This is a genomic window from Photobacterium sp. 2_MG-2023 (genome assembly GCF_030547675.1).
Classification (GTDB): Bacteria; Pseudomonadota; Gammaproteobacteria; order Enterobacterales; family Vibrionaceae; genus Photobacterium; species Photobacterium arenosum.
The window spans coordinates 1-17,874 of sequence record NZ_JAUOQQ010000033.1; the positions used below are offsets into that span (position 1 = coordinate 1).

Genomic DNA, 17,874 nt, shown 5'->3' on the forward strand with positions numbered 1-17,874 from the left:
CTCAGAGAAAATCCAAGAAAGACAGAACCTTAGATGGAATTTATGAAAAGCTTAATGCTTAAGGTCCTGTCTATGATCGACTGCTTTGTTCGCTGCTGCTTGAGCCTCATCAATTGCTTTACTCGCATCATCACAACCCACTAAAGCGAGTATTAAAGTCAAGGTGATTACTGATTTTTTCATCTTAAGCCTCTGAGTGAAAAAGAGATGCCGATACTAAACGAAGGCTTAGAAGCAATGAACAAAAATACCGTAACAGGATACGACCATCTGATTGCCATCCTCAATGCGATTGCTTCGGGATGGCGTCCGACGGGAAGAAAAAACGGCGTTAATTTAATGATTGACGCCATAGTTGTTTATTCGAATTACGTGTCGATACAAGTCTATTTACTCCCGTAACCCATCAACAAACTCACTAAAATCGTTAATTTCACTTAGCTTAAATCGATTATCAAGCGTAAAGCTCGTCCAACGCTCTTTAAATATTGGATCTGCATGTTCTTCATGGCTGTTAATATTTTTCTTCACCAGCATTTTCTTTGTCAGGTAGTTAATGCTAGTGACTACTTCTACTGTTGGCCCTCTGTTAGCACTATTGTCATAACCGATCAGCTCAAAATCTGCTCCTTGATAACGAAAATTGTAGCGCCAGTGTCCATAGCGACCATGAGCGAAAAGGACATATAGATTTCCTTTTTCAATTTTGGTGTAAATACCTGGTACGAAGTATACACCGCCATCTTCTTCTTCCGAATAAAAGCAGTTTATATTCTCAATGACTAATTCGTATTTTTGTTGGTTTCTTAAAGCAACAACGATCCCTCTTCGGTTGAGGTCTACTTCACCACGAAATTTATCAACAATAACTTTATTTGGGTCTGTTCCTTTTATGATTAAAACAACGTCCTCTTGACTATCTTTGTTTAAGTCACCATAAATCGTTTCAGTCACGAAGTATCCATCAGGAACCAATTCCCGCAAGGAATTATCAAGTCCATCATTATTTTTAGCAAAAGCACTCGTTCCCCAAGTAAGAACAAATGCTAAAAATATACTTCTCATTTTCCATCCCGATATCATTTCAGTCGTCATTCTAACGAATGACATGGACTCCCCCTCATTAGGTTTGTCACAACTGGGTAAGTCTGATTAAGAAATCGCCTGAGGCCATCAAGATGTCACTATCTATCAATAGCATTGATTTAGCCAAACATAGCTCCAGTATTCACGGTGAAGATCACCAAGACAAAGTGTTGATTCACAAAACAAGAGCGCGTTCAAAAAGTCCTTGAAGCGTTTGCCGCTGCCCACACCGCATGCGGAGGAACGCACTACAACCGAGCAAAAATCATGTAAACCACTGAATTTATTATTTATCTGATAGCTTATGGGCTTACTGTACCTGATAAAAACAGTCTGCATCGCCGCACTCCGGCATTCAATTAAGCTGTTTCCATAATAATGCCGCTCCGGGCTTGTCCAACACCCGGATAAGTGTCGGCTGCACGACACGTATCCTTATTTGTTAGGTGCATTTTGTAACTAAACTAGATAAATTAACAACTTTGACCCAATTGCTTAGCTGTTCATAACCACTATTCCAAAGAGAACTGTGCTCATAGATTTTTCCTGGGGTTGGCACAAAAGCCAAATAAAAGGGTTTGTCTATTCCTTGCTCAGAAACCAGTTCCACTGCTAATTCAGTTTGTGCATTGATGTATTCATTTCTAGTAACTTCACTTATTTGATTAATACCGGCGACGTATAGATAGGCTTCAGACCTTATATGGAGCAGTTTAGAAAAGTCTTTGCTAAACTCATTTAGAGAAGTACTAAATTCAGATTCGATAGCCCAATGAATCTTTTTGACTATATCCGACTTACGATTTTTATAGCTAGTTCTTATTTCATCTTTCGAAACGATCACAATATCAAGCAACCATTCTCCTGAAGATTTTTTACCATTTCTGTCAGTGGTCTGAACAAGCGCATTTTTATCAAATTGATCTGAAAATAATTTCGCGAGCTGCGACACAAAGTAAGAGGACTTCTTACTATTTGAATCGCCAATTTCTTCGTTTTCTATCGAAGTCTTAAATGCGGTTAGAACTAGATCATCAATTAATCTATCTGATATTTTCATAACTCTCCTAGCGCCTAACGAATGATATGGATTCCACTTTACAGGCTCTGCCACACTTGGTAAGTCTGACTACGAAATTACCGGAGGCCACCATGTCACATTCTATTTATGGCATTGATTTAGCTAAACACAGCTTCAGTATCCATGGTAAAAATCACCAATGCAAGGTGTTGAACCACAAAACAATAACGCGGTCAAAAGTCCTTGAGACGTTATCGGGATTGAAGCCAGCCCCCGTAGCAAAAAACAACCCGCCGCTGCCCACACTGCGAAGAAATGATGACATGCGTCGGCATCACCCGACCGAGATAGCCGAAAGGCAAACACAATAAGGAGAATGGCGTAGCATCATCAACGAGGAGAAAGTCAACGCAAGACCGAATTCAGGCGGTAACCCATTGAAGTGAAACACACCGTGGTCACTTCCCGGCTGCGCTCGCCCTGAAGAAAACCGCGGGCGCAATCCCCACCGAATCCCAATCGAGCAATTTGCTTATTAAGGCTGTCCGGGCTTGTTCAACACCCGGATAGAAGTGTCGGCTGCGCGACACGTATCCTTATTTGTTATAACCACATGTTCTCACGGACTTCATAGTGGCTAACATGACGATCTGGATTCAGTTTGTACTTTTCATCCTCTGGATACAACTTGGCAACACTGATGTCTTCACCAGAAAATGCTTTAATACATTCAAGATCTTCCCAATAGGTCAACAACGTGATTTCTGCAATATCGCCTAAATCTCGATTTAGAATTTGAGCACCGAGAAAACCTTGTGTATTAGATGTATCTTTGATTCCTGTCTCGTACAGGTATGCAATAAACCCTTCTTTATATTCTTTAGGGCAAGTAGCTTTCCATTCCCTTGCTATCATACATACTCCATTTTATGCCGTGGTTATAACGCCCGCATTTGCGGCTGGTTTGGAGCGCAGCAGAAAACTAGTCCGACAACATGCGCTTGTTAGAGCTTTCTACAGGTAAACACACAGTATCGTGGTGACTCCCATTTGGCTCCATATTTTAATTGTATATCTTCTTCTGGATAAGTTTCGTCAAAGCCATCTATAGCAAAGCCAGATTCAACCAGTTTATTGATGTACTCTGATAACGGTCTGTGATGGTACGGCACTCCACCAATCGTATTTTTTGAATCTTTAGTGATGGTAAATGACACGTCCTTGGTCATGGGGGTCATATAATTATATTCATCTCCGAAAAACCCCTTATATTCATTATAAAAACAGGGGTGAGGGATTGAAAAAATAAAATGGCCGGCGACTTTTAGGTGCCGCCCGACTGATTCAAAAAACTCATTAAGGTCGTCAACAACGTGTGCAACAAGATGAGAGAAAGCAACCTCATAAAGCTCGTTTTTCTCTAATTCGAGTGAAGTACAGTTCAATAGTCTAACATCGGTTAAAGACAAGACATCTTTTGCAACCCCATACATTCCAGCAGAAGGCTCTATTGCTGTAACAGAAAACCCTAATTCAGATAACTCTTTGGAAATATGACCAGTTCCAGCGCCTACTTCCAGAACATTGCTAGGTGAAAGGCTCTTAATTCGACCAACTAAAAGCGGTTTAAAAACCTCGTTGAATGTTAAGTCTGCTCCTGACTCAATTTGCTCTCGACGTATTTGCGCCGAATTGCACCACCTATGCGGCATTAACCAACTCCTTGGATTTTCTAATTATGTCCTTCGCCATCGCGATTATTTGGGGGCCAGAATTGTTGTCAAAAATTGTAATCTCGTGGTCAGGGTGAACTCCACGAGCAATGGCGAGCTTTTCAGCGCCGCTGCGATCTCCATTCACTAAGGTAAATCTAGCTTCAGGTGATACATTTTCTCTTGTGACAATAAAAGATGCGCCATTCAACTTTTCTTTAAGTGCCTCTGGAACTTCATTTGGAGTGATAATTTCAATGCGAGTGCCTTTTTCAATTTTTGATTGAAGAATTGATATAAGTTTGTCGTCACCTGCCAACCATGACACTCGGTTACTCACAATAGTTGCACTAGTTCCCGTAGAAATAAAACTCTCCATAAACTTAAGAGTGTCTTTTGGCTCTTTATCGGTTTGTGTATCTGGAAGATATTTCAAACCCTTTTTTGCGAGCATAAGGATCACCGCGACCACCTCTACAATCACAGACCCTATTAGCCACTCCAAATGGGGGAGTTCTTTCGCTTCCGAGAAAAACCAAGCATAGCCAATACCTGCTAACGTCATAGCAGCCGTTAGACCAGTAATACATAGAAAAAGGTAAAGCGTATGTTTTACAAGGTTTTGCATTTCATTCCTTTAATGATGCTGATATTCAGGATTTCGTGAGCTCTAACATTATATTCAACGACATCATGTCGCATAACTCTGTCGTATAACTATTCTTGATGAAATCTACCTAAGTGAATGATTAACGTAGATAATTCCTGTTTAATCATATAAACCCATCAGTAAGTTATACGACATCTTATCGTGTATCTTACCCAAATCACTCATGCTACCCAATTGATGTTATGGACTTTTTTATGATTCATGACCGACCGCAAAAATCACACTCACTGTATGGATTCTTGCTTTCACGAGAATGACAAGCGAGTGCCGGTATAGTTATCCCTGAATCAGGGAAAAATTCAGGACGAATTTTTAGGTTGTCGGCGCCGGGAGCGCCTACAACCGGCCCGGACAGCGCCAGAGAACAAAAAGGGTTTTCTGGGCACTCTTTATCCCTATAAAGAGTGTCTGGCGCGCATCGCACAATGCCAAGAAAACCCCAGACTCAAGCGCGACATACCTTCGCTTAACCAGAATCCTCAGCCTTAAAAACCGAACTCGCCGCATGGATTCCCGCCTGTCGCGGAAATGACGGGGTGAAAAGTACATTGATGGCACTCCCACAGGGAAAAATTCAGGACGAATTTTTAGGTTGTCGGCGCCGGGAGCGCCTACAACCGACCCGGCCAACACCAAAGAACAAAAAGGGCTTTCTGGGCACTCTTTATCCCTATAAAGAGTGTCTGGCGCGCATCGCACCATGCCAAAAGAGCCACCGGACTCAAGCGCGACATACCTTCGCTTAACCAGAATCCTCAGCCTTAAAAACCGAACTCGCCTCATGGATTCCCGCCTGAGCGGTAATGACGGGGTGAAAATGTACACTGATGGCACTCCCACAGGGAAAAATTCAGGACGAATTTTTAGGCTGTCGGCGCCGGGAGCGCCTACAACCGGCCCGGACAGCGCCAAAGAACAAAAAGGGCTTTCTGGGCACTCTTTATCCCTATAAAGAGTGTCTGGCGCGCATCGCACCATGCCAAAAGAGCCACCGGACTCAAGCGCGACATACCTCCGCTTAACCAGAATCCTCAGCCTTAAAAACCGAACCCGCCCCATGGATTCCCGCCTGTTGCGGAAATAACGGATTGAAAATGTACATTGATGGCACTCACACAGGGAAAAATTCAGGACGAATTTTTAGGTTGTCGGCGCCGGGAGCGCCTACAACCGGCCCGGACAGCGCCAAAGAACAAAAAGGGCTTTCTGGGCACTCTTTATCCCCATAAAGAGTGTCTGGCGCGCATCAAACAATGCCAAGTAAGCCACTGAACTCAAGCGCGACATACCTCAAACCCTGATACAACAACTCGTCGCCGTATCCGCTGCATGGATTCCCGCCTGTCGCGGGAATGACGGGGTGAAAAGTACATTGATGGCATTCCCACAGGGAAAAACTCAGGACGAATTTTTAGGTTGTCGGCGCCTGGAGCGCCTACAACCGGCCCGGACAACGGCAAAGAACAAAAAGGGTTTTCTGGGCACTCTTTATCCCTATAAAGAGTGTCTGGCGCGTATCGCACCATGCCAAAAGAGCCACCAGACTCAAGCGCGACATACCTCCGCTTCCCCAGAATCCTCAGCCTTAAAAACCGAACTCGCCGCATGGATTCCCGGCTGTCGCGAGAATGACGGGGTGAAAATGCACATTGATGGCACTCCCCCAGGGAAAAATTCAGGACGAATTTTTAGGTTGTCGGCGCCGGGAGCGCCTACAACCGGCCCGGACAACGGCAAAGAACAAAAAGGGCTTTCTGGGCACTCTTTAGCCCGATAAAGAGTGTCTGGCGCGCATCGCACAATGCCAAGAAAGACTCCGGACTCAAGCGCGACATACCTTCGCTTTACCAGAATCATCAGCCTTAAAAACTGCACTCGCTGTATGGATTCCCGCCTTTCGCGGAAATGACGGATTGAAAATGAACATTGATGGCATTCCAACAGGGAAAAATTCAGGACGAATTTTTAGGTTGTCGGCGCCGGGAGCGCCTACAACCGGCCCGGACAACGCCAAAGAACAAAAAGGGCTTTCTGGGCACTCTTTATCCCCATAAAGAGTGTCTGGCGCGCTTCAAACAAGGCCAAGTGAACCACCGAACTCAAGCGCGACATACTCACCAAACCACAAAAATGGCTTGCTACAAGGGGAAGCAAGAATGCGGCACAACACCAAAGAACAAAAAAGCATCCACCCACAGCCCCACTTTCTTTCCTTGGCTATTGTTGGCAAATCTATAAAATAGCCCCTTCGTTTGTTGGGCGGAATATCACGTTCTGCCCGGTGTCGCCAAATCCGGCGTACTGACGGCTTTGCCGGTCAGGCCGGGCTGATGAAGGAAGATTGCATGATCCAGAAGCTGACAGGCTGTCGTGACATATGTGGTGCCTGGATGCGCTGGCTCGGTGTCGGGCTGTCTTTCTTCTGCACCTTCGGTGTGATGGCTGCACCAGACAGTCAGGTCATTATTATCGGCGCGGATCACAACTACCCGCCTTACGAATTCATTAATGAAGACGGTGAGCCGGATGGCTACAACACCGAGCTGACCCTGGCGATTGCCGAACTGATGGGCATTAATATCGAGATCAAAATGGGGGCATGGAATGATATCCGCCGCCAGTTTGATCAGGGCGAGATTGATATCGTGCAGGGTATGATTCAGTCCAGTGCCCGGCAGGCGAGATACAGTTTTTCGCCGCCCCATGCCATAGTGCATCAGTCGGTGTTTGCCCGAAAGGGCACCCCCTTTGTGGCCAGTCTTGATGACCTGGCGGGCAAATCCGTGATTGTTCAGCGCAGCGGGGCGATGCACGATTACCTGAGCAATCAGCAGCCGGGTGCAAACCTGGTGCTGGTGGACTCTCACGCCGATGGACTGCGTTTGCTGGCCTCCGGTCAGCATGACTACGCGCTGGTGGCGAACCTGCCGGGTCTGTATACCGGCAAGGCGTTGGATCTGTCGAATATCATTCCGGTAGGAAAACCTTTTGGTGCCCAGCATTACGGCTATGCAGTGCGAAAAGGCCATGAAGATTTACTGGCCCAGTTCAGCGAAGGGCTGGCGATTTTGAAAAACACCGGCCGTCAGCAAGCTATTTACGACAAATGGCTGGGCCCGCTGGAAGCGCCGGGGATCAGCTGGAAGAAACTGGGCATGGCTGCCGCCACGATTTCCGCCCTTCTGCTGCTGGTGCTGGGGGGGATCATGATTTGGAACCGGGCGCTGAGCCGGGAAGTGGCCCGGCGGACCAAAGCGCAGCAACTCCAGCAGCAACAGCTGATTCAGGCGGATAAAATGACCTCGCTGGGCATTCTGGTGTCTGGCATGGCCCATGAGATCAACAACCCCAGCAGTTTGCTGCTGCTGAATTTACCCATTCTCAAAGACGCGTATCAGGATGCGGAAGACATTCTGGATGCCCATTATCAGCAGTATGGCGATTTCACCTTAGGCGGGCTGGCCTACAGCCGGATGCGGGAGGAAATTCCCTCCATGCTGGATGATATGCAGGCGGGGACCCAGCGGATCCGCCGGATTGTCGATGACCTGAGGGATTTTGCCCGCCAGGAACCCAGTGCGCTCAATGAAGTGGTGGATCTGAATCAGGTCACGGCGGCGGCGATTCGCTTGGTCGACAGTACCCTGTCGACATCGACCCATCACTTTTCTGTCGAATACGGCGATCAGCTGCCGTATTTTGAAGGCAACGGCCAGCGGATCGAGCAAGTGATCATCAACCTGATCATCAATGCCTGTCAGGCGCTGACGTCACAGCAACAAAGCATCAGGGTGACGACAGGTTTCAATCCGGCAGACAATGTGCTGATCCTGGAAGTCTGCGATCAGGGGCAGGGCATCGACCCTGAGCATCTTCCTCATTTGAGTGATCCTTTCTTTACCACCAAGCGTGAGCAGGGCGGGACGGGCTTGGGGCTGTCTATTTCATTCAGCATAGTGAGTGAACATGGCGGCACGTTGAAATATGACTCTAGACTACAACAAGGCACTTGCGTGACGCTTGCGCTGCCAGCCTTGAAAGGGACAACTGTTTAATGAAGACAAATCGCTATCCTGCATTCGGTGTCTTGCTGGTGGATGATGAACCGGCCTTTCTTCGCAGCCTGAGTATCGTGCTGGAGCGGCGGGGCGGCATCAATCATATCGTCCAGTGTCAGGACAGCCGCGATGCCATGGCCATTATTGAACAGGAAAATATCGGCCTGGTACTGCTGGATCTGACCATGCCGCACCTGTCCGGCGAAGTCTTGCTGCAGCAGATCAAGGCTGAATTTCCTGAAGTCGGCGTCATTATTATCAGCGGGCTGAATCAGGTCGAAACGGCGGTCAACTGTATCCGGCTCGGTGCTTATGATTACTTCGTGAAAACCACAGAGGAAAACCGGCTGATCGAAGGCGTGAAACGGGCCATTTTGCTGCAGGAAATGCGCGAAGAGCACAACGCGCTGCGGCGCCGGTTTCTGACTGACACCCTGGAGCGGCCGGAGGCTTTTGGCGACATCATTACCCGAGATAAAGGCATGCGCTCTGTGTTCCAGTATCTCGAATCGGTAGCGCCGAGCAGCCAGCCTGTGATGGTGTGCGGTGAGAGTGGTGTCGGTAAAGAGCTGATCGCCCGGGCGCTGCATACCCTGAGTGAGCGTGCCGGGCCGCTGATCAGCGTGAATGTCGCCGGACTGGACGACAATGTGTTTGCCGACACCTTGTTTGGTCACCACCGCGGCGCGTTTACCGGTGCCGATAAACCCCGCGCCGGTCTGATCGAACAAGCGGCAGGCGGCACCCTTTTTCTCGATGAAATCGGCGACTTGAGCCAGACATCACAGGTCAAGTTGCTGCGCCTGATTCAGGAAGGGGAATACTATCCCCTCGGCAGTGACAGGCCGAAACGTCTCAACGCACGGATTGTGGTGGCCACGCATCAGAATCTGGTGCAGAAGCAACAAAGCGGCGAGTTCCGCAAAGACCTCTATTACCGTTTGAAAACCCATCAGGTGGATATTCCGCCCTTGCGCCAGCGCCGTCAGGATATTCCTTTGCTGCTGGAGCACTTTTTACAGGAAGCGGCCGATGAGCTGGGCAAAACCAAGCCGACCATCCCGAAAGAGCTGCCGGTGCTGCTGGCAAACTATGCCTTTCCCGGCAATATCCGTGAGCTGAGGGCGCTGGCGTATGATGCCATGAGTCAGCACCGCTCGCGCATGTTGTCCATGGAGGTGTTTCGCCGGGTGCTGGATCAGGACAATGACGTCAGTGAGATGGCTGCAGGAAACAGCCTGACTATGTTCGATCCGGAGCAGTCTCTGCCGACCCTGCAGGAAATGGGCGATTTACTGATTCAGGAAGCCATGCGCCGGGCGGAGGGCAATCAGTCTCTGGCGGCGAAGTTTCTTGGGATCTCGCAGCCCGCGCTCAGCAAGCGACTGAAAAAATCTCAGCCGGAATAATCGCCGCGCATCAGGCTTCACAGGGTCGGGCTGGATGAACCCCTATAACCAAAGTAAAGGTTATAACTTTGTAAATAGTCAATAAGATTATGTTTTATAAAGAAAAGGTTCGGGTTTGCCACTCGCGCCTATTCCTTTGGTTATACCCCTTCTTAGGTTGGTCTATTTCTCTTCTGTTATCTTTTCTAAATAAAAACAATGACTTGTATTTTCTTTGATGTTTGGCATCATGCTTGCACTAATCCTGTTCCTGTATGTATGGGCTCAGCCCATCCTGACGTGTAAACAATGACAGCTAAGCAGAAACGGGGATTCACCCGACTTCTGTCAATTGGATAAGGAAATAACATGGAACAAGCTCACGAGAAGCCAACCCCGAAAGGTATGTGGGGCGGACTCGCCTTATGGAAGAAAATTCTGGTCGGTATGATTCTTGGGGTCATCGCGGGCAGCCTGCTCGGCCCGGATGCAGAAATCCTCAAGCCTATCGGTACTCTGTTTATCAATGCCATTAAAATGCTCATCGTGCCTCTGGTGTTCTGCTCTTTGGTGGTCGGCGTGACCTCCATGCAAGATACCCGCAAGATGGGACGAATTGGCGCCAAAGCCATTGTGATTTACCTCTCGACCACAGCAGTGGCCATCAGTATAGGTCTTGGCCTGTCCAGTATCCTGGCACCGGGTGCCGGCTTGGAGATGACGGCAACAGCGGCGGCGGCAGAAGCGAAAGAAGCGCCGACTCTGGTTCAGACACTGCTCAGTTTAATCCCGAACAACCCTATCAGTGCACTGGCAACAGGGAACATTCTTCAAATCATCGTATTCGCTCTGGGCCTGGGTGTGGCGCTGAACCTGTGTGGTGAGAAAGGAAAACCTGCCGTTCAGGTGTTCGAAAGTCTGGCTGAGGCCATGTACAAGCTGACTGAACTGGTCATGAAGCTGGCGCCTTACGGTATCTTCGGTCTGATGGCCTGGGTGGCCGGTAAATACGGTCTGGAAATCCTGCTGCCACTGTTTAAAGTGATTGCGGTGGCTTACATCGGCAGCCTGCTGCATGTACTGCTGTTCTACCCGGCGGTGATCAAAGTCTTCGGTCGTCTTAACCCTATGCCTTATATCAAAGGGATTGCGACCCCGGCTGCAGTGGCCTTTACCACCACCAGCAGTTCAGGCACCTTGCCTGCCAGCATTAAATGCGCCCGTGAAGAGCTGGGTGTGTCTAAAGGTGTGTCCAGTTTTGTTCTGCCGTTAGGCGCGACCATTAACATGGACGGCACGGCGTTGTATCAGGGTGTGGCGGCGCTGTTTGTCGCACAGGCATTTGGTATTAACCTGGAGTTTGCCGACTATGTTGCCATAGTGATGACAGCAACGCTGGCTTCCATTGGTACCGCCGGTGTACCAGGTGCCGGCCTGATCATGTTGTCGCTGGTACTGACCACAGTTGGCCTGCCAATGGAAGGTCTGGCGATTGTCGCCGGTATTGACCGTATTCTGGATATGGCTCGTACCACTGTGAATGTCTGTGGTGATCTGATGGTTGCTGTTCTGGTTGGTCGCAGCGAAGACGAGCTGGACACTGAAGTCTATAACCGCAGTGCGGATAAAACGACGCTGACGGCGAGCGAAGATATCGCTTAATCCTCGTTGAGCTCTATAGAGAGATAGGCCAGCCGCAAAGGCTGGCCTTTTTTATGCATGCGACTTTTTACACAGGCGGCTTTTTATACAGGTGACTTTTTATACGGGCGAATAGGTTTTGTGGACAGAAACTGAGGAAAATCGTGCAAGAGTTTGTAAATTACACCGGGTAGGCAATGCATTTTCAGTGTGATGGATAAAAGACAATATTCAGACCAGGATCATATTCCTGCCCATTGAGCGATCTCGCCAGAGTGCAGGCTAACAGGCTGCTTATAAAAGTGTTTATTGGTTTCATGCACAAGTGATGCATAAAGTGCCGGTTATTAAGCATTCCGGGCTGATAAGAATAAATAGCCTTTTTTTGCAATCTCTTCAGCTATGCATTAATTGCATTGTTGCTTACTTTTATGCATTTCCCTTTAAGGCTCAAAACGACGATTGTATGAAGCACTTAGCCGCCATAAGAAGCTGAAGATGGCTCGTATAAGCGGCGAAGTGGTATCTCTTTCCTACCCATGAGTTTAAGGTGACCGCTATGCTTGATACTGTCCAGCAAGTACGTATTGAAGAAGATCTGTTAGGCCAGCGTGAAATTCCCGCTTCTGCTTATTACGGCATTCATTCTCTTCGCGCTTACGAGAACTTCAATATTTCTTCAATGCGTATTTCCGACGTGCCAGAGTTTGTTCGCGGCATGGTCTTTACCAAGAAAGCGGCAGCACGTGCCAATATGGATCTGGGCAGTATTCCGTCGGAAGTGGGCCAGTACATTATTCAAGCCTGCGATCTGATTCTGGAAACAGGTAAATGCATGGATCAGTTCATCTCTGACGTGTATCAGGGCGGCGCAGGTACTTCTGTGAACATGAACACCAATGAAGTGATCGCCAATATTGCGCTGGAGCTGAAAGGCCATGCCAAAGGCGAGTATCACATCATTAACCCGAATGATCATGTTAACAAGAGCCAGTCGACCAACTGTGCTTACCCGACTGGCTTCCGTGTTGCTGTGTATAACAGCATTATCAAGCTGGTGGGATCAATTGAGCACCTGCAGGCGGCGTTCGATGCCAAAAGCGAAGAATTCAGTGATGTGCTGAAGATGGGCCGTACCCAGCTGCAGGACGCCGTACCGATGACAGTCGGACAAGAATTCCACGCCTTCAGTATCTTGCTGAAAGAAGAAATCAAAAATCTGAAGTATTCCGCGGCCTTGCTGCTGGAAGTGAACCTGGGCGCCACCGCGATTGGTACCGGCTTGAACGCCCCGGCTGGCTATCAGGAACTGGCGGTGAAATATCTGGCAGAAGCGACCGGCCTGGACTGTGTACCAGCAGAAGATCTGATTGAAGCGACCTCTGACTGTGGCGCTTACGTGACAGTGCACGGCGCGCTGAAGCGACTGGCGGTTAAGATGTCGAAAGTCTGTAACGATTTGCGTCTGCTGTCATCGGGTCCGCGTGCCGGTCTCAATGAAATCAACCTGCCGGAAATGCAGGCGGGTTCATCCATCATGCCAGCTAAAGTAAACCCTGTGATTCCGGAAGTGGTGAATCAGGTGTGCTTTAAAGTGATCGGTAACGACACCACAGTGACCTTTGCGGCAGAAGCCGGACAGTTGCAGCTGAACGTGATGGAGCCGGTGATCGGCCAGGCTATTTTCGAGTCGATTGAACTGCTGAGCAATGCCTGTATCAATCTGGCGGACAAATGCATCTCGGGTATCAAAGTGAACCGCCAGATCTGTGAAGATTATGTCTTCAACTCTATCGGTATCGTAACTTACCTGAACCCGTATATCGGCCACCACGAAGGCGATATCGTCGGTAAGATTTGTGCTGAAACCGGTCGTAGCGTGAAAGAAGTTGCGATGGAGCGTGGCCTGCTGAGTGAAGAGGAGCTGAACGATATTTTCTCTGCTCAGAACCTGATGCGCCCGAGCTACAAAGCCAAGCTGTACAGCTGAAAGAATGTAATAACTGAAAGAATTTAAAGAACAATAAATAAAAGGTCTTGAAACCCTACATCCTTTACCTCCCTTGTTTTCAAGGGAGGTTTTTTTATTTCTGGGGGACAGTGATTGTCAGTCCCTGCTCATCAGGCCATCAATCGGGCTGATCTTACTCAGCGCACTCCAGATGGCTTCGCAGGTCGGGTGGAGCCGGGAGTGATAACGGTAAATGTACAAATCCAGCGGCACGGGCTCCCGTGCGGTAAGTATCTGTAGCCGTCCGGCGGCCAGCTCATCTTTGATGGCGTAATCCGGTAACCAGCTGATGCCTTTCCCTTGCATCACCAGGGCTTTGATGAAATCTGTCATCGATGAGGTACAGACAGTATTCGGCGTTAATGTCCGGTTGGCGCGTTGCAGCGCCCGGCCCATGTAACTTTCCGGGGTATAGTCCAGCGACGGCACGGCGTCATTGTCTGCGGGATCAAAGAGTGGTTTACCATGTTCATCGACCGCTGATACGCAGTACAGATAAGAGCGCCCCAGATAAACAGAACGGTAAGGCGCCATTTGCAGGCTGTCCTCATAGAATGAAAACAGAAAATCGCATTTACCGTCGATCAGCTGTTTTACCGCGTCATCCACCTCATTGGCTACCACAGAAAGCTGAGTGTTTAAGGTCGGGTTAAACAAACAGGCATGCAGCTTAGGCAGCACACTGATCGCCATGGAATGCGAAGAGCTGATCCGCACGGTATGACGACCCAGAAATGAGCTGCCAGCCAGACGGCTCACTTCGTCATCCAGTTGCTGAAGAATCGACAGCGCAGTCGTTTTAAACTGCTTGCCTTTCAGTGTCAGCTCGATGGGGGTTTTGCTGCGATCGATTAAATTCAGCCCTAGTTCGGCTTCAAGGGATTTTATCCGGCGACTGAAAGCCGGCTGCGTCACATTACGTACAGCGGCTGCATGGGAAAAGTTACGCAGTTCGGCCAGTGTCAGAAAATCCTGTAACCATTTCGTTTCGATATTTTTCATTATATAAGTGGCTGTTTTATCGAATAATCATTTGTATTTACGGCTCAAAATGAACCGTTGCCGGATAAGATTACCAAAACGATGATAATGCCTGCCATCTTTATCTGAAATCATTTGTGTTACGGCATGGGTTCAGAAGTCGCCATGATTTAAACGGCAGTCATGTTTCGCAATCGTCCTTCACGGGTCACAGCACGAGCTGACCTGATAGAAAAATGCAGACTATGTGTGATGTTGCATTTTATTGGGAACAATATGTCAAAAGCGTTATCCAAGAAGATGATTGGATCACAGGAGATAAACGGATGTTAAAGCGCTTATTGTTAACGGTGGCTGCTGTCTTTTCAGTGGCGTCCTTGCCGGCTTTGTCAATGGTGACGGAAGCGGTTAAACGGAGTGATGGTTCGGAGATTACCTATTATCTGACCGGGCGTGGCAGCGACAGTTTGCTGGTGCTGATTCAGGGTTCAGACTGCAACAGTGTTTTTCATAATAAAAATATCAATGATAATTTTAGCCAGGTGATGGCAGGTGCCGACATTCTGACGGTAGAAAAATACGGGATTGATAACGGGTTGAGCTGGAATACCGATCCGCAGCGGACGGACTGTCCTGACGCCTATCTGAAACAGGATTCTCCGTTACAACGGGTGGATGATTACCTGGCGGTGCTGGATAAACTGGATAAGGACAATCGTTATGCCCAGATTATCTTGCTGGGGGGCAGTGAAGGGGCGCTGGTGGCGAATCTGCTGGCTGCGAAGAGTGACAAAGTGACCGCTGTGGTAGCGCTGAATGGCGGTGGGCGTTTTTTCATTGATGATGTGCTCTACAATATGCAGTCCCAGATGCCAGCGCAGGCTTTCAGCGAAGCGGAAAAAGGGTTCAGACAATTTTCTGAAGCTGTGATACAGAGTAACGGGATGGACATTGCTGTCAGTGGGCACGGTTTTCCATGGTGGAAAGCCATGCTGACTGCCGACCAGCAGCAGATACTGCAAGCGATTGATGTGCCTGTGCTTTTGATTCAGTCGGAAGAGGATACCAACGTGAGCCCGCATGCGTTTGATACTATGGTTCAGGCGTTAAAGCAAACCGCTCCTCACATTCAGCCCCGTACCTATGCTGGCCTTGATCATGCTTTCAATGATGCACAGGGCCAGAGCCAGGTTGAACGTGTGCTGGCCGATATCAAAGTCTGGATTGATGGCAGGGTGCAATCAGTGAACTAAAGCGCACAGCCTTATGGTTAGCGCGATTAACTGGCTATGGATAAAATCATTGTGCAGGTGCGATTGAAAACGCTATAAACAGACAACGACATCAAGATCTGAACAGGAAGTCACAGGAACCCGATGAAAGTACATTTTTTTGAAGATAATCAGGATCAACCCTTAGTGCTGGATGTTTTGCGCCAGTTGCGGCCGCAGTACGACAGAGCCGCTTTACTGGCGCAGATCACCCGGCAGATGGCGCAGGGCTATCAGGTGGTTTACGTCAAGTCGGGCGATCAGGTGATGGGTGTGGCAGGGTTTGTAGTGTCAGATAAGCTGGCCTGGGGCAAAGCCATTTATATTGATGACCTGGTGACGGCTGAGCAACACCGCAGCAAGGGGGTCGGAGAATGTTTGATTGACTGGTTTAAAGTGTACGCAAAGGAGCAGGGGTGCCAGCAACTGCATCTGGATTCAGGCGTGCAGCGCTTTGCGGCGCATAAGTTCTATTTACGGGAAGGGTTTCACATTGCCAGCCATCATTTTTCGATGACAGAGATAAAGTAAAGCCGAGAACAACGGAAGCTTTCGCTTCCGTTGTGTTTTTCTGAAATTACAGGCTTGCCAGAATGGTTTCTGCCTTGCTGACTTCAAATTCTTTCGGTGCTTCTACGTTCAGCTGTGTGACAACACCGTTGTCGATGATCATCGCATAGCGTTGCGAGCGCAGGCCGCCAAACTTCGCGGTGTCCATCTCCAGACCCAGCGCTTTGGTGAAGCTGCCGTCACCGTCTGCCAGCATCATAATTTCTGAAGCATTTTGTGCTTCGCCCCAGGCTTGCATCACAAAGGCATCGTTGACTGACACGCAGGCAATGATATCCACGCCTTTGGCTTTCAGTTGATCTGCCAGCACGACATAACCTGGCAGGTGAGATTCCGAGCAAGTCGGCGTGAAGGCACCGGGAACCGCAAACAACACCACTTTCTTGCCTGCAAACAGTTCTGCAACGTCATGGTTGACCATGCCGTCTTTGGTCAGTTCACCCAGGGTAGCGGCTGGCAGAGTCTGGCCTTGTTGAATCATGGTATTTTCCTTTAGCAATGAGAGTTCAACTCAGTCTAGTCTGATTTGATATGAATAAACACAGATAAATCCTACGGGATTCAGGCTACTATTTTCAGCCTGATCAAAAATATAGGCAAAGATAACAGACCAAAGATGACAGACAGAGAAGGCTTATCGACAGAGCAGTTAAATGGCATTGCTTTGAAGGTTCAAAAAATATTTTCTTCAAGGGTGCATGAGGAGGTGAATATCGGTATGTGTTGCTTATCTGTGCGTTGATTGTCTGGAAGCAGAAATGAAACAGCCAGAAAAGGGGCTTCTTTTCTGGCTATCGGATAACTGATTTAGTGAGCTTTTTTCACCCGAATTTTGCTTTTGGCAAGCGATGTCATGTTCAGGCTGGTTATTGCTGCTTTGGCTTGATCCTGATCCGGCATTTCGACGAAAGCGAAGCCTTTGGAATGGCCGGTTTCCTGATCTAACACCAAAGTGCACTCTGTGACTTTGCCGTGTTCAGAAAACAATTTACGGATGTCTTGTTCAGTGGTTGAACGAGAAAGGTTACGAACTAAAAGTTTCATGATGGGTCGTTTTATTTGAAATGACCGCGGCATTCTCTCAGCTTACCGACCATAGTGAAAGTAATACTTTGGGGCGGATGCATTGTCTCCATGCCGGATGGCGAAATATTCTGTATACTCTTCCCCGTTACCAACACTGCCACCGAAGAAAAGCTTATGACCCGCGAACAACCGAATAACCCCCTGCACGGCCTTACTCTGGAAAAAATCTTAACCCAATTGGTTGATCATTATGGGTGGATGATTCTGGCGTGCGAAATCGATATTAACTGTTTTAAAAATGACCCTTCCATTAAATCGTCACTGAAGTTTTTACGCAAAACGGACTGGGCGAGAGCAAAAGTGGAAAAGTTATATATTTCAACGTTCAGCTGATTGCAACGTCAGGGAGGCATTATGCCTCCCTGATGGTTTCTGTTAC

18 protein-coding genes are annotated in these 17,874 nt (G+C 48.3%); 9 read left to right on the forward strand and 9 right to left on the reverse strand.

The window, feature by feature from the left end; all coding sequences use genetic code 11:
• Nucleotides 1-51: 51 nt before the first annotated feature.
• From Q4491_RS19755 to Q4491_RS19780, 6 genes are all read right to left on the reverse strand, one after another.
• Entirely contained in the window at nt 52-183 is a 132-nt protein-coding gene (locus Q4491_RS19755; protein ID WP_303460289.1) for a hypothetical protein, read from the reverse strand.
• Between the two features lie 207 nt (nt 184-390).
• Nucleotides 391-1,065 carry a hypothetical protein gene (locus tag Q4491_RS19760; RefSeq protein WP_303460200.1) on the reverse strand — a complete coding sequence of 225 codons (675 nt, stop codon included), beginning with the start codon at nt 1,063-1,065 and terminating at the stop codon, nt 391-393.
• A 463-nt stretch (nt 1,066-1,528) separates the two neighbouring features.
• Complete coding sequence (locus Q4491_RS19765; protein WP_303460203.1) at nt 1,529-2,146, reverse strand: hypothetical protein; 618 nt, start codon at nt 2,144-2,146, stop codon at nt 1,529-1,531.
• A gap of 564 nt (nt 2,147-2,710) precedes the next feature.
• Nucleotides 2,711-3,022: an antibiotic biosynthesis monooxygenase gene (locus tag Q4491_RS19770; RefSeq protein ID WP_268982858.1), complete on the reverse strand. Its 312-nt coding sequence runs from the start codon at nt 3,020-3,022 to the stop codon at nt 2,711-2,713.
• Nucleotides 3,023-3,111: 89 nt separating this feature from the next.
• Nucleotides 3,112-3,819: a bifunctional 2-polyprenyl-6-hydroxyphenol methylase/3-demethylubiquinol 3-O-methyltransferase UbiG gene (locus Q4491_RS19775; protein WP_303460210.1), complete on the reverse strand. Its 708-nt coding sequence runs from the start codon at nt 3,817-3,819 to the stop codon at nt 3,112-3,114.
• Nucleotides 3,809-4,447, reverse strand: a complete 639-nt coding sequence (locus Q4491_RS19780; RefSeq protein WP_303460212.1) for a hypothetical protein — start codon at nt 4,445-4,447, stop codon at nt 3,809-3,811. Before Q4491_RS19780 ends, Q4491_RS19775 begins: the two co-directional genes overlap by 11 nt.
• Nucleotides 4,448-5,849: 1,402 nt before the next feature.
• Here Q4491_RS19780 and Q4491_RS19785 point away from each other — a divergent pair.
• The 6 genes from Q4491_RS19785 to aspA all read left to right on the forward strand — a co-directional run bounded on the left by Q4491_RS19785 (nt 5,850) and on the right by aspA (nt 13,566).
• Nucleotides 5,850-6,266, forward strand: coding sequence for a hypothetical protein (locus tag Q4491_RS19785; protein ID WP_303460214.1), 417 nt, complete (start codon nt 5,850-5,852; stop codon nt 6,264-6,266).
• Between the two features lie 152 nt (nt 6,267-6,418).
• Nucleotides 6,419-6,727, forward strand: coding sequence for a hypothetical protein (locus Q4491_RS19790; protein WP_303460216.1), 309 nt, complete (start codon nt 6,419-6,421; stop codon nt 6,725-6,727).
• Between the two features lie 107 nt (nt 6,728-6,834).
• Nucleotides 6,835-8,544 (forward strand): transporter substrate-binding domain-containing protein, encoded by a 1,710-nt coding sequence (locus Q4491_RS19795; protein WP_303460218.1) that lies wholly within the window; start codon nt 6,835-6,837, stop codon nt 8,542-8,544.
• A complete protein-coding gene (locus tag Q4491_RS19800; protein WP_218386208.1) occupies nt 8,544-9,956 on the forward strand; it encodes a sigma-54 dependent transcriptional regulator in 1,413 nt (470 codons plus the stop codon). The genes Q4491_RS19795 and Q4491_RS19800 overlap by 1 nt, the downstream gene beginning before the upstream one ends.
• Nucleotides 9,957-10,304: 348 nt before the next feature.
• Nucleotides 10,305-11,597, forward strand: coding sequence for a dicarboxylate/amino acid:cation symporter (locus Q4491_RS19805; RefSeq protein WP_303460222.1), 1,293 nt, complete (start codon nt 10,305-10,307; stop codon nt 11,595-11,597).
• Between the two features lie 538 nt (nt 11,598-12,135).
• Nucleotides 12,136-13,566, forward strand: coding sequence for an aspartate ammonia-lyase (aspA, locus tag Q4491_RS19810; RefSeq protein WP_303460223.1), 1,431 nt, complete (start codon nt 12,136-12,138; stop codon nt 13,564-13,566).
• Nucleotides 13,567-13,683: 117 nt separating this feature from the next.
• On the opposite strand, the gene Q4491_RS19815 is transcribed toward aspA, so the two are convergent.
• Complete coding sequence (locus tag Q4491_RS19815; RefSeq protein WP_192016205.1) at nt 13,684-14,589, reverse strand: LysR substrate-binding domain-containing protein; 906 nt, start codon at nt 14,587-14,589, stop codon at nt 13,684-13,686.
• Nucleotides 14,590-14,894: 305 nt separating this feature from the next.
• On the opposite strand from Q4491_RS19815, the gene Q4491_RS19820 reads away from it, so the two are divergent.
• Together Q4491_RS19820 and Q4491_RS19825 are read left to right on the forward strand one after the other, a co-directional pair.
• Nucleotides 14,895-15,821 carry a S9 family peptidase gene (locus Q4491_RS19820; protein ID WP_303460225.1) on the forward strand — a complete coding sequence of 309 codons (927 nt, stop codon included), beginning with the start codon at nt 14,895-14,897 and terminating at the stop codon, nt 15,819-15,821.
• A 123-nt stretch (nt 15,822-15,944) separates the two neighbouring features.
• On the forward strand, nt 15,945-16,370 hold the full coding sequence (locus tag Q4491_RS19825; protein WP_303460228.1) for a GNAT family N-acetyltransferase: 426 nt from the start codon (nt 15,945-15,947) through the stop codon (nt 16,368-16,370).
• A gap of 46 nt (nt 16,371-16,416) precedes the next feature.
• Here Q4491_RS19825 and Q4491_RS19830 read toward each other — a convergent pair whose 3' ends face one another.
• Together Q4491_RS19830 and Q4491_RS19835 are read right to left on the reverse strand one after the other, a co-directional pair.
• Nucleotides 16,417-16,890 carry a peroxiredoxin gene (locus Q4491_RS19830; RefSeq protein ID WP_161456136.1) on the reverse strand — a complete coding sequence of 158 codons (474 nt, stop codon included), beginning with the start codon at nt 16,888-16,890 and terminating at the stop codon, nt 16,417-16,419.
• 326 nt (nt 16,891-17,216) lie between these two features.
• Entirely contained in the window at nt 17,217-17,453 is a 237-nt protein-coding gene (locus Q4491_RS19835; RefSeq protein ID WP_192016208.1) for an RNA-binding protein, read from the reverse strand.
• Nucleotides 17,454-17,609: 156 nt separating this feature from the next.
• On the opposite strand from Q4491_RS19835, the gene Q4491_RS19840 reads away from it, so the two are divergent.
• Nucleotides 17,610-17,828, forward strand: a complete 219-nt coding sequence (locus tag Q4491_RS19840) for a VF530 family DNA-binding protein (RefSeq protein ID WP_192016301.1) — start codon at nt 17,610-17,612, stop codon at nt 17,826-17,828.
• Nucleotides 17,829-17,874 lie beyond the last annotated feature (46 nt).

Coding starts and splice junctions, on each gene's coding strand:
- Q4491_RS19790 (WP_303460216.1), top strand. CDS start 6,419: ATGGCATTCCAACAGGGAAAAATTCAGGACGAATTTTTAGGTTGTCGG.
- Q4491_RS19775 (WP_303460210.1), bottom strand. CDS start 3,819: ATGCCGCATAGGTGGTGCAATTCGGCGCAAATACGTCGAGAGCAAATT.
- Q4491_RS19830 (WP_161456136.1), bottom strand. CDS start 16,890: ATGATTCAACAAGGCCAGACTCTGCCAGCCGCTACCCTGGGTGAACTG.
- Q4491_RS19780 (WP_303460212.1), bottom strand. CDS start 4,447: ATGCAAAACCTTGTAAAACATACGCTTTACCTTTTTCTATGTATTACT.
- Q4491_RS19770 (WP_268982858.1), bottom strand. CDS start 3,022: ATGATAGCAAGGGAATGGAAAGCTACTTGCCCTAAAGAATATAAAGAA.
- Q4491_RS19815 (WP_192016205.1), bottom strand. CDS start 14,589: ATGAAAAATATCGAAACGAAATGGTTACAGGATTTTCTGACACTGGCC.
- Q4491_RS19755 (WP_303460289.1), bottom strand. CDS start 183: ATGAAAAAATCAGTAATCACCTTGACTTTAATACTCGCTTTAGTGGGT.
- Q4491_RS19835 (WP_192016208.1), bottom strand. CDS start 17,453: ATGAAACTTTTAGTTCGTAACCTTTCTCGTTCAACCACTGAACAAGAC.
- aspA (WP_303460223.1), top strand. CDS start 12,136: ATGCTTGATACTGTCCAGCAAGTACGTATTGAAGAAGATCTGTTAGGC.
- Q4491_RS19795 (WP_303460218.1), top strand. CDS start 6,835: ATGATCCAGAAGCTGACAGGCTGTCGTGACATATGTGGTGCCTGGATG.
- Q4491_RS19805 (WP_303460222.1), top strand. CDS start 10,305: ATGGAACAAGCTCACGAGAAGCCAACCCCGAAAGGTATGTGGGGCGGA.
- Q4491_RS19760 (WP_303460200.1), bottom strand. CDS start 1,065: ATGAGAAGTATATTTTTAGCATTTGTTCTTACTTGGGGAACGAGTGCT.
- Q4491_RS19765 (WP_303460203.1), bottom strand. CDS start 2,146: ATGAAAATATCAGATAGATTAATTGATGATCTAGTTCTAACCGCATTT.
- Q4491_RS19820 (WP_303460225.1), top strand. CDS start 14,895: ATGTTAAAGCGCTTATTGTTAACGGTGGCTGCTGTCTTTTCAGTGGCG.
- Q4491_RS19825 (WP_303460228.1), top strand. CDS start 15,945: ATGAAAGTACATTTTTTTGAAGATAATCAGGATCAACCCTTAGTGCTG.
- Q4491_RS19840 (WP_192016301.1), top strand. CDS start 17,610: ATGACCCGCGAACAACCGAATAACCCCCTGCACGGCCTTACTCTGGAA.
- Q4491_RS19800 (WP_218386208.1), top strand. CDS start 8,544: ATGAAGACAAATCGCTATCCTGCATTCGGTGTCTTGCTGGTGGATGAT.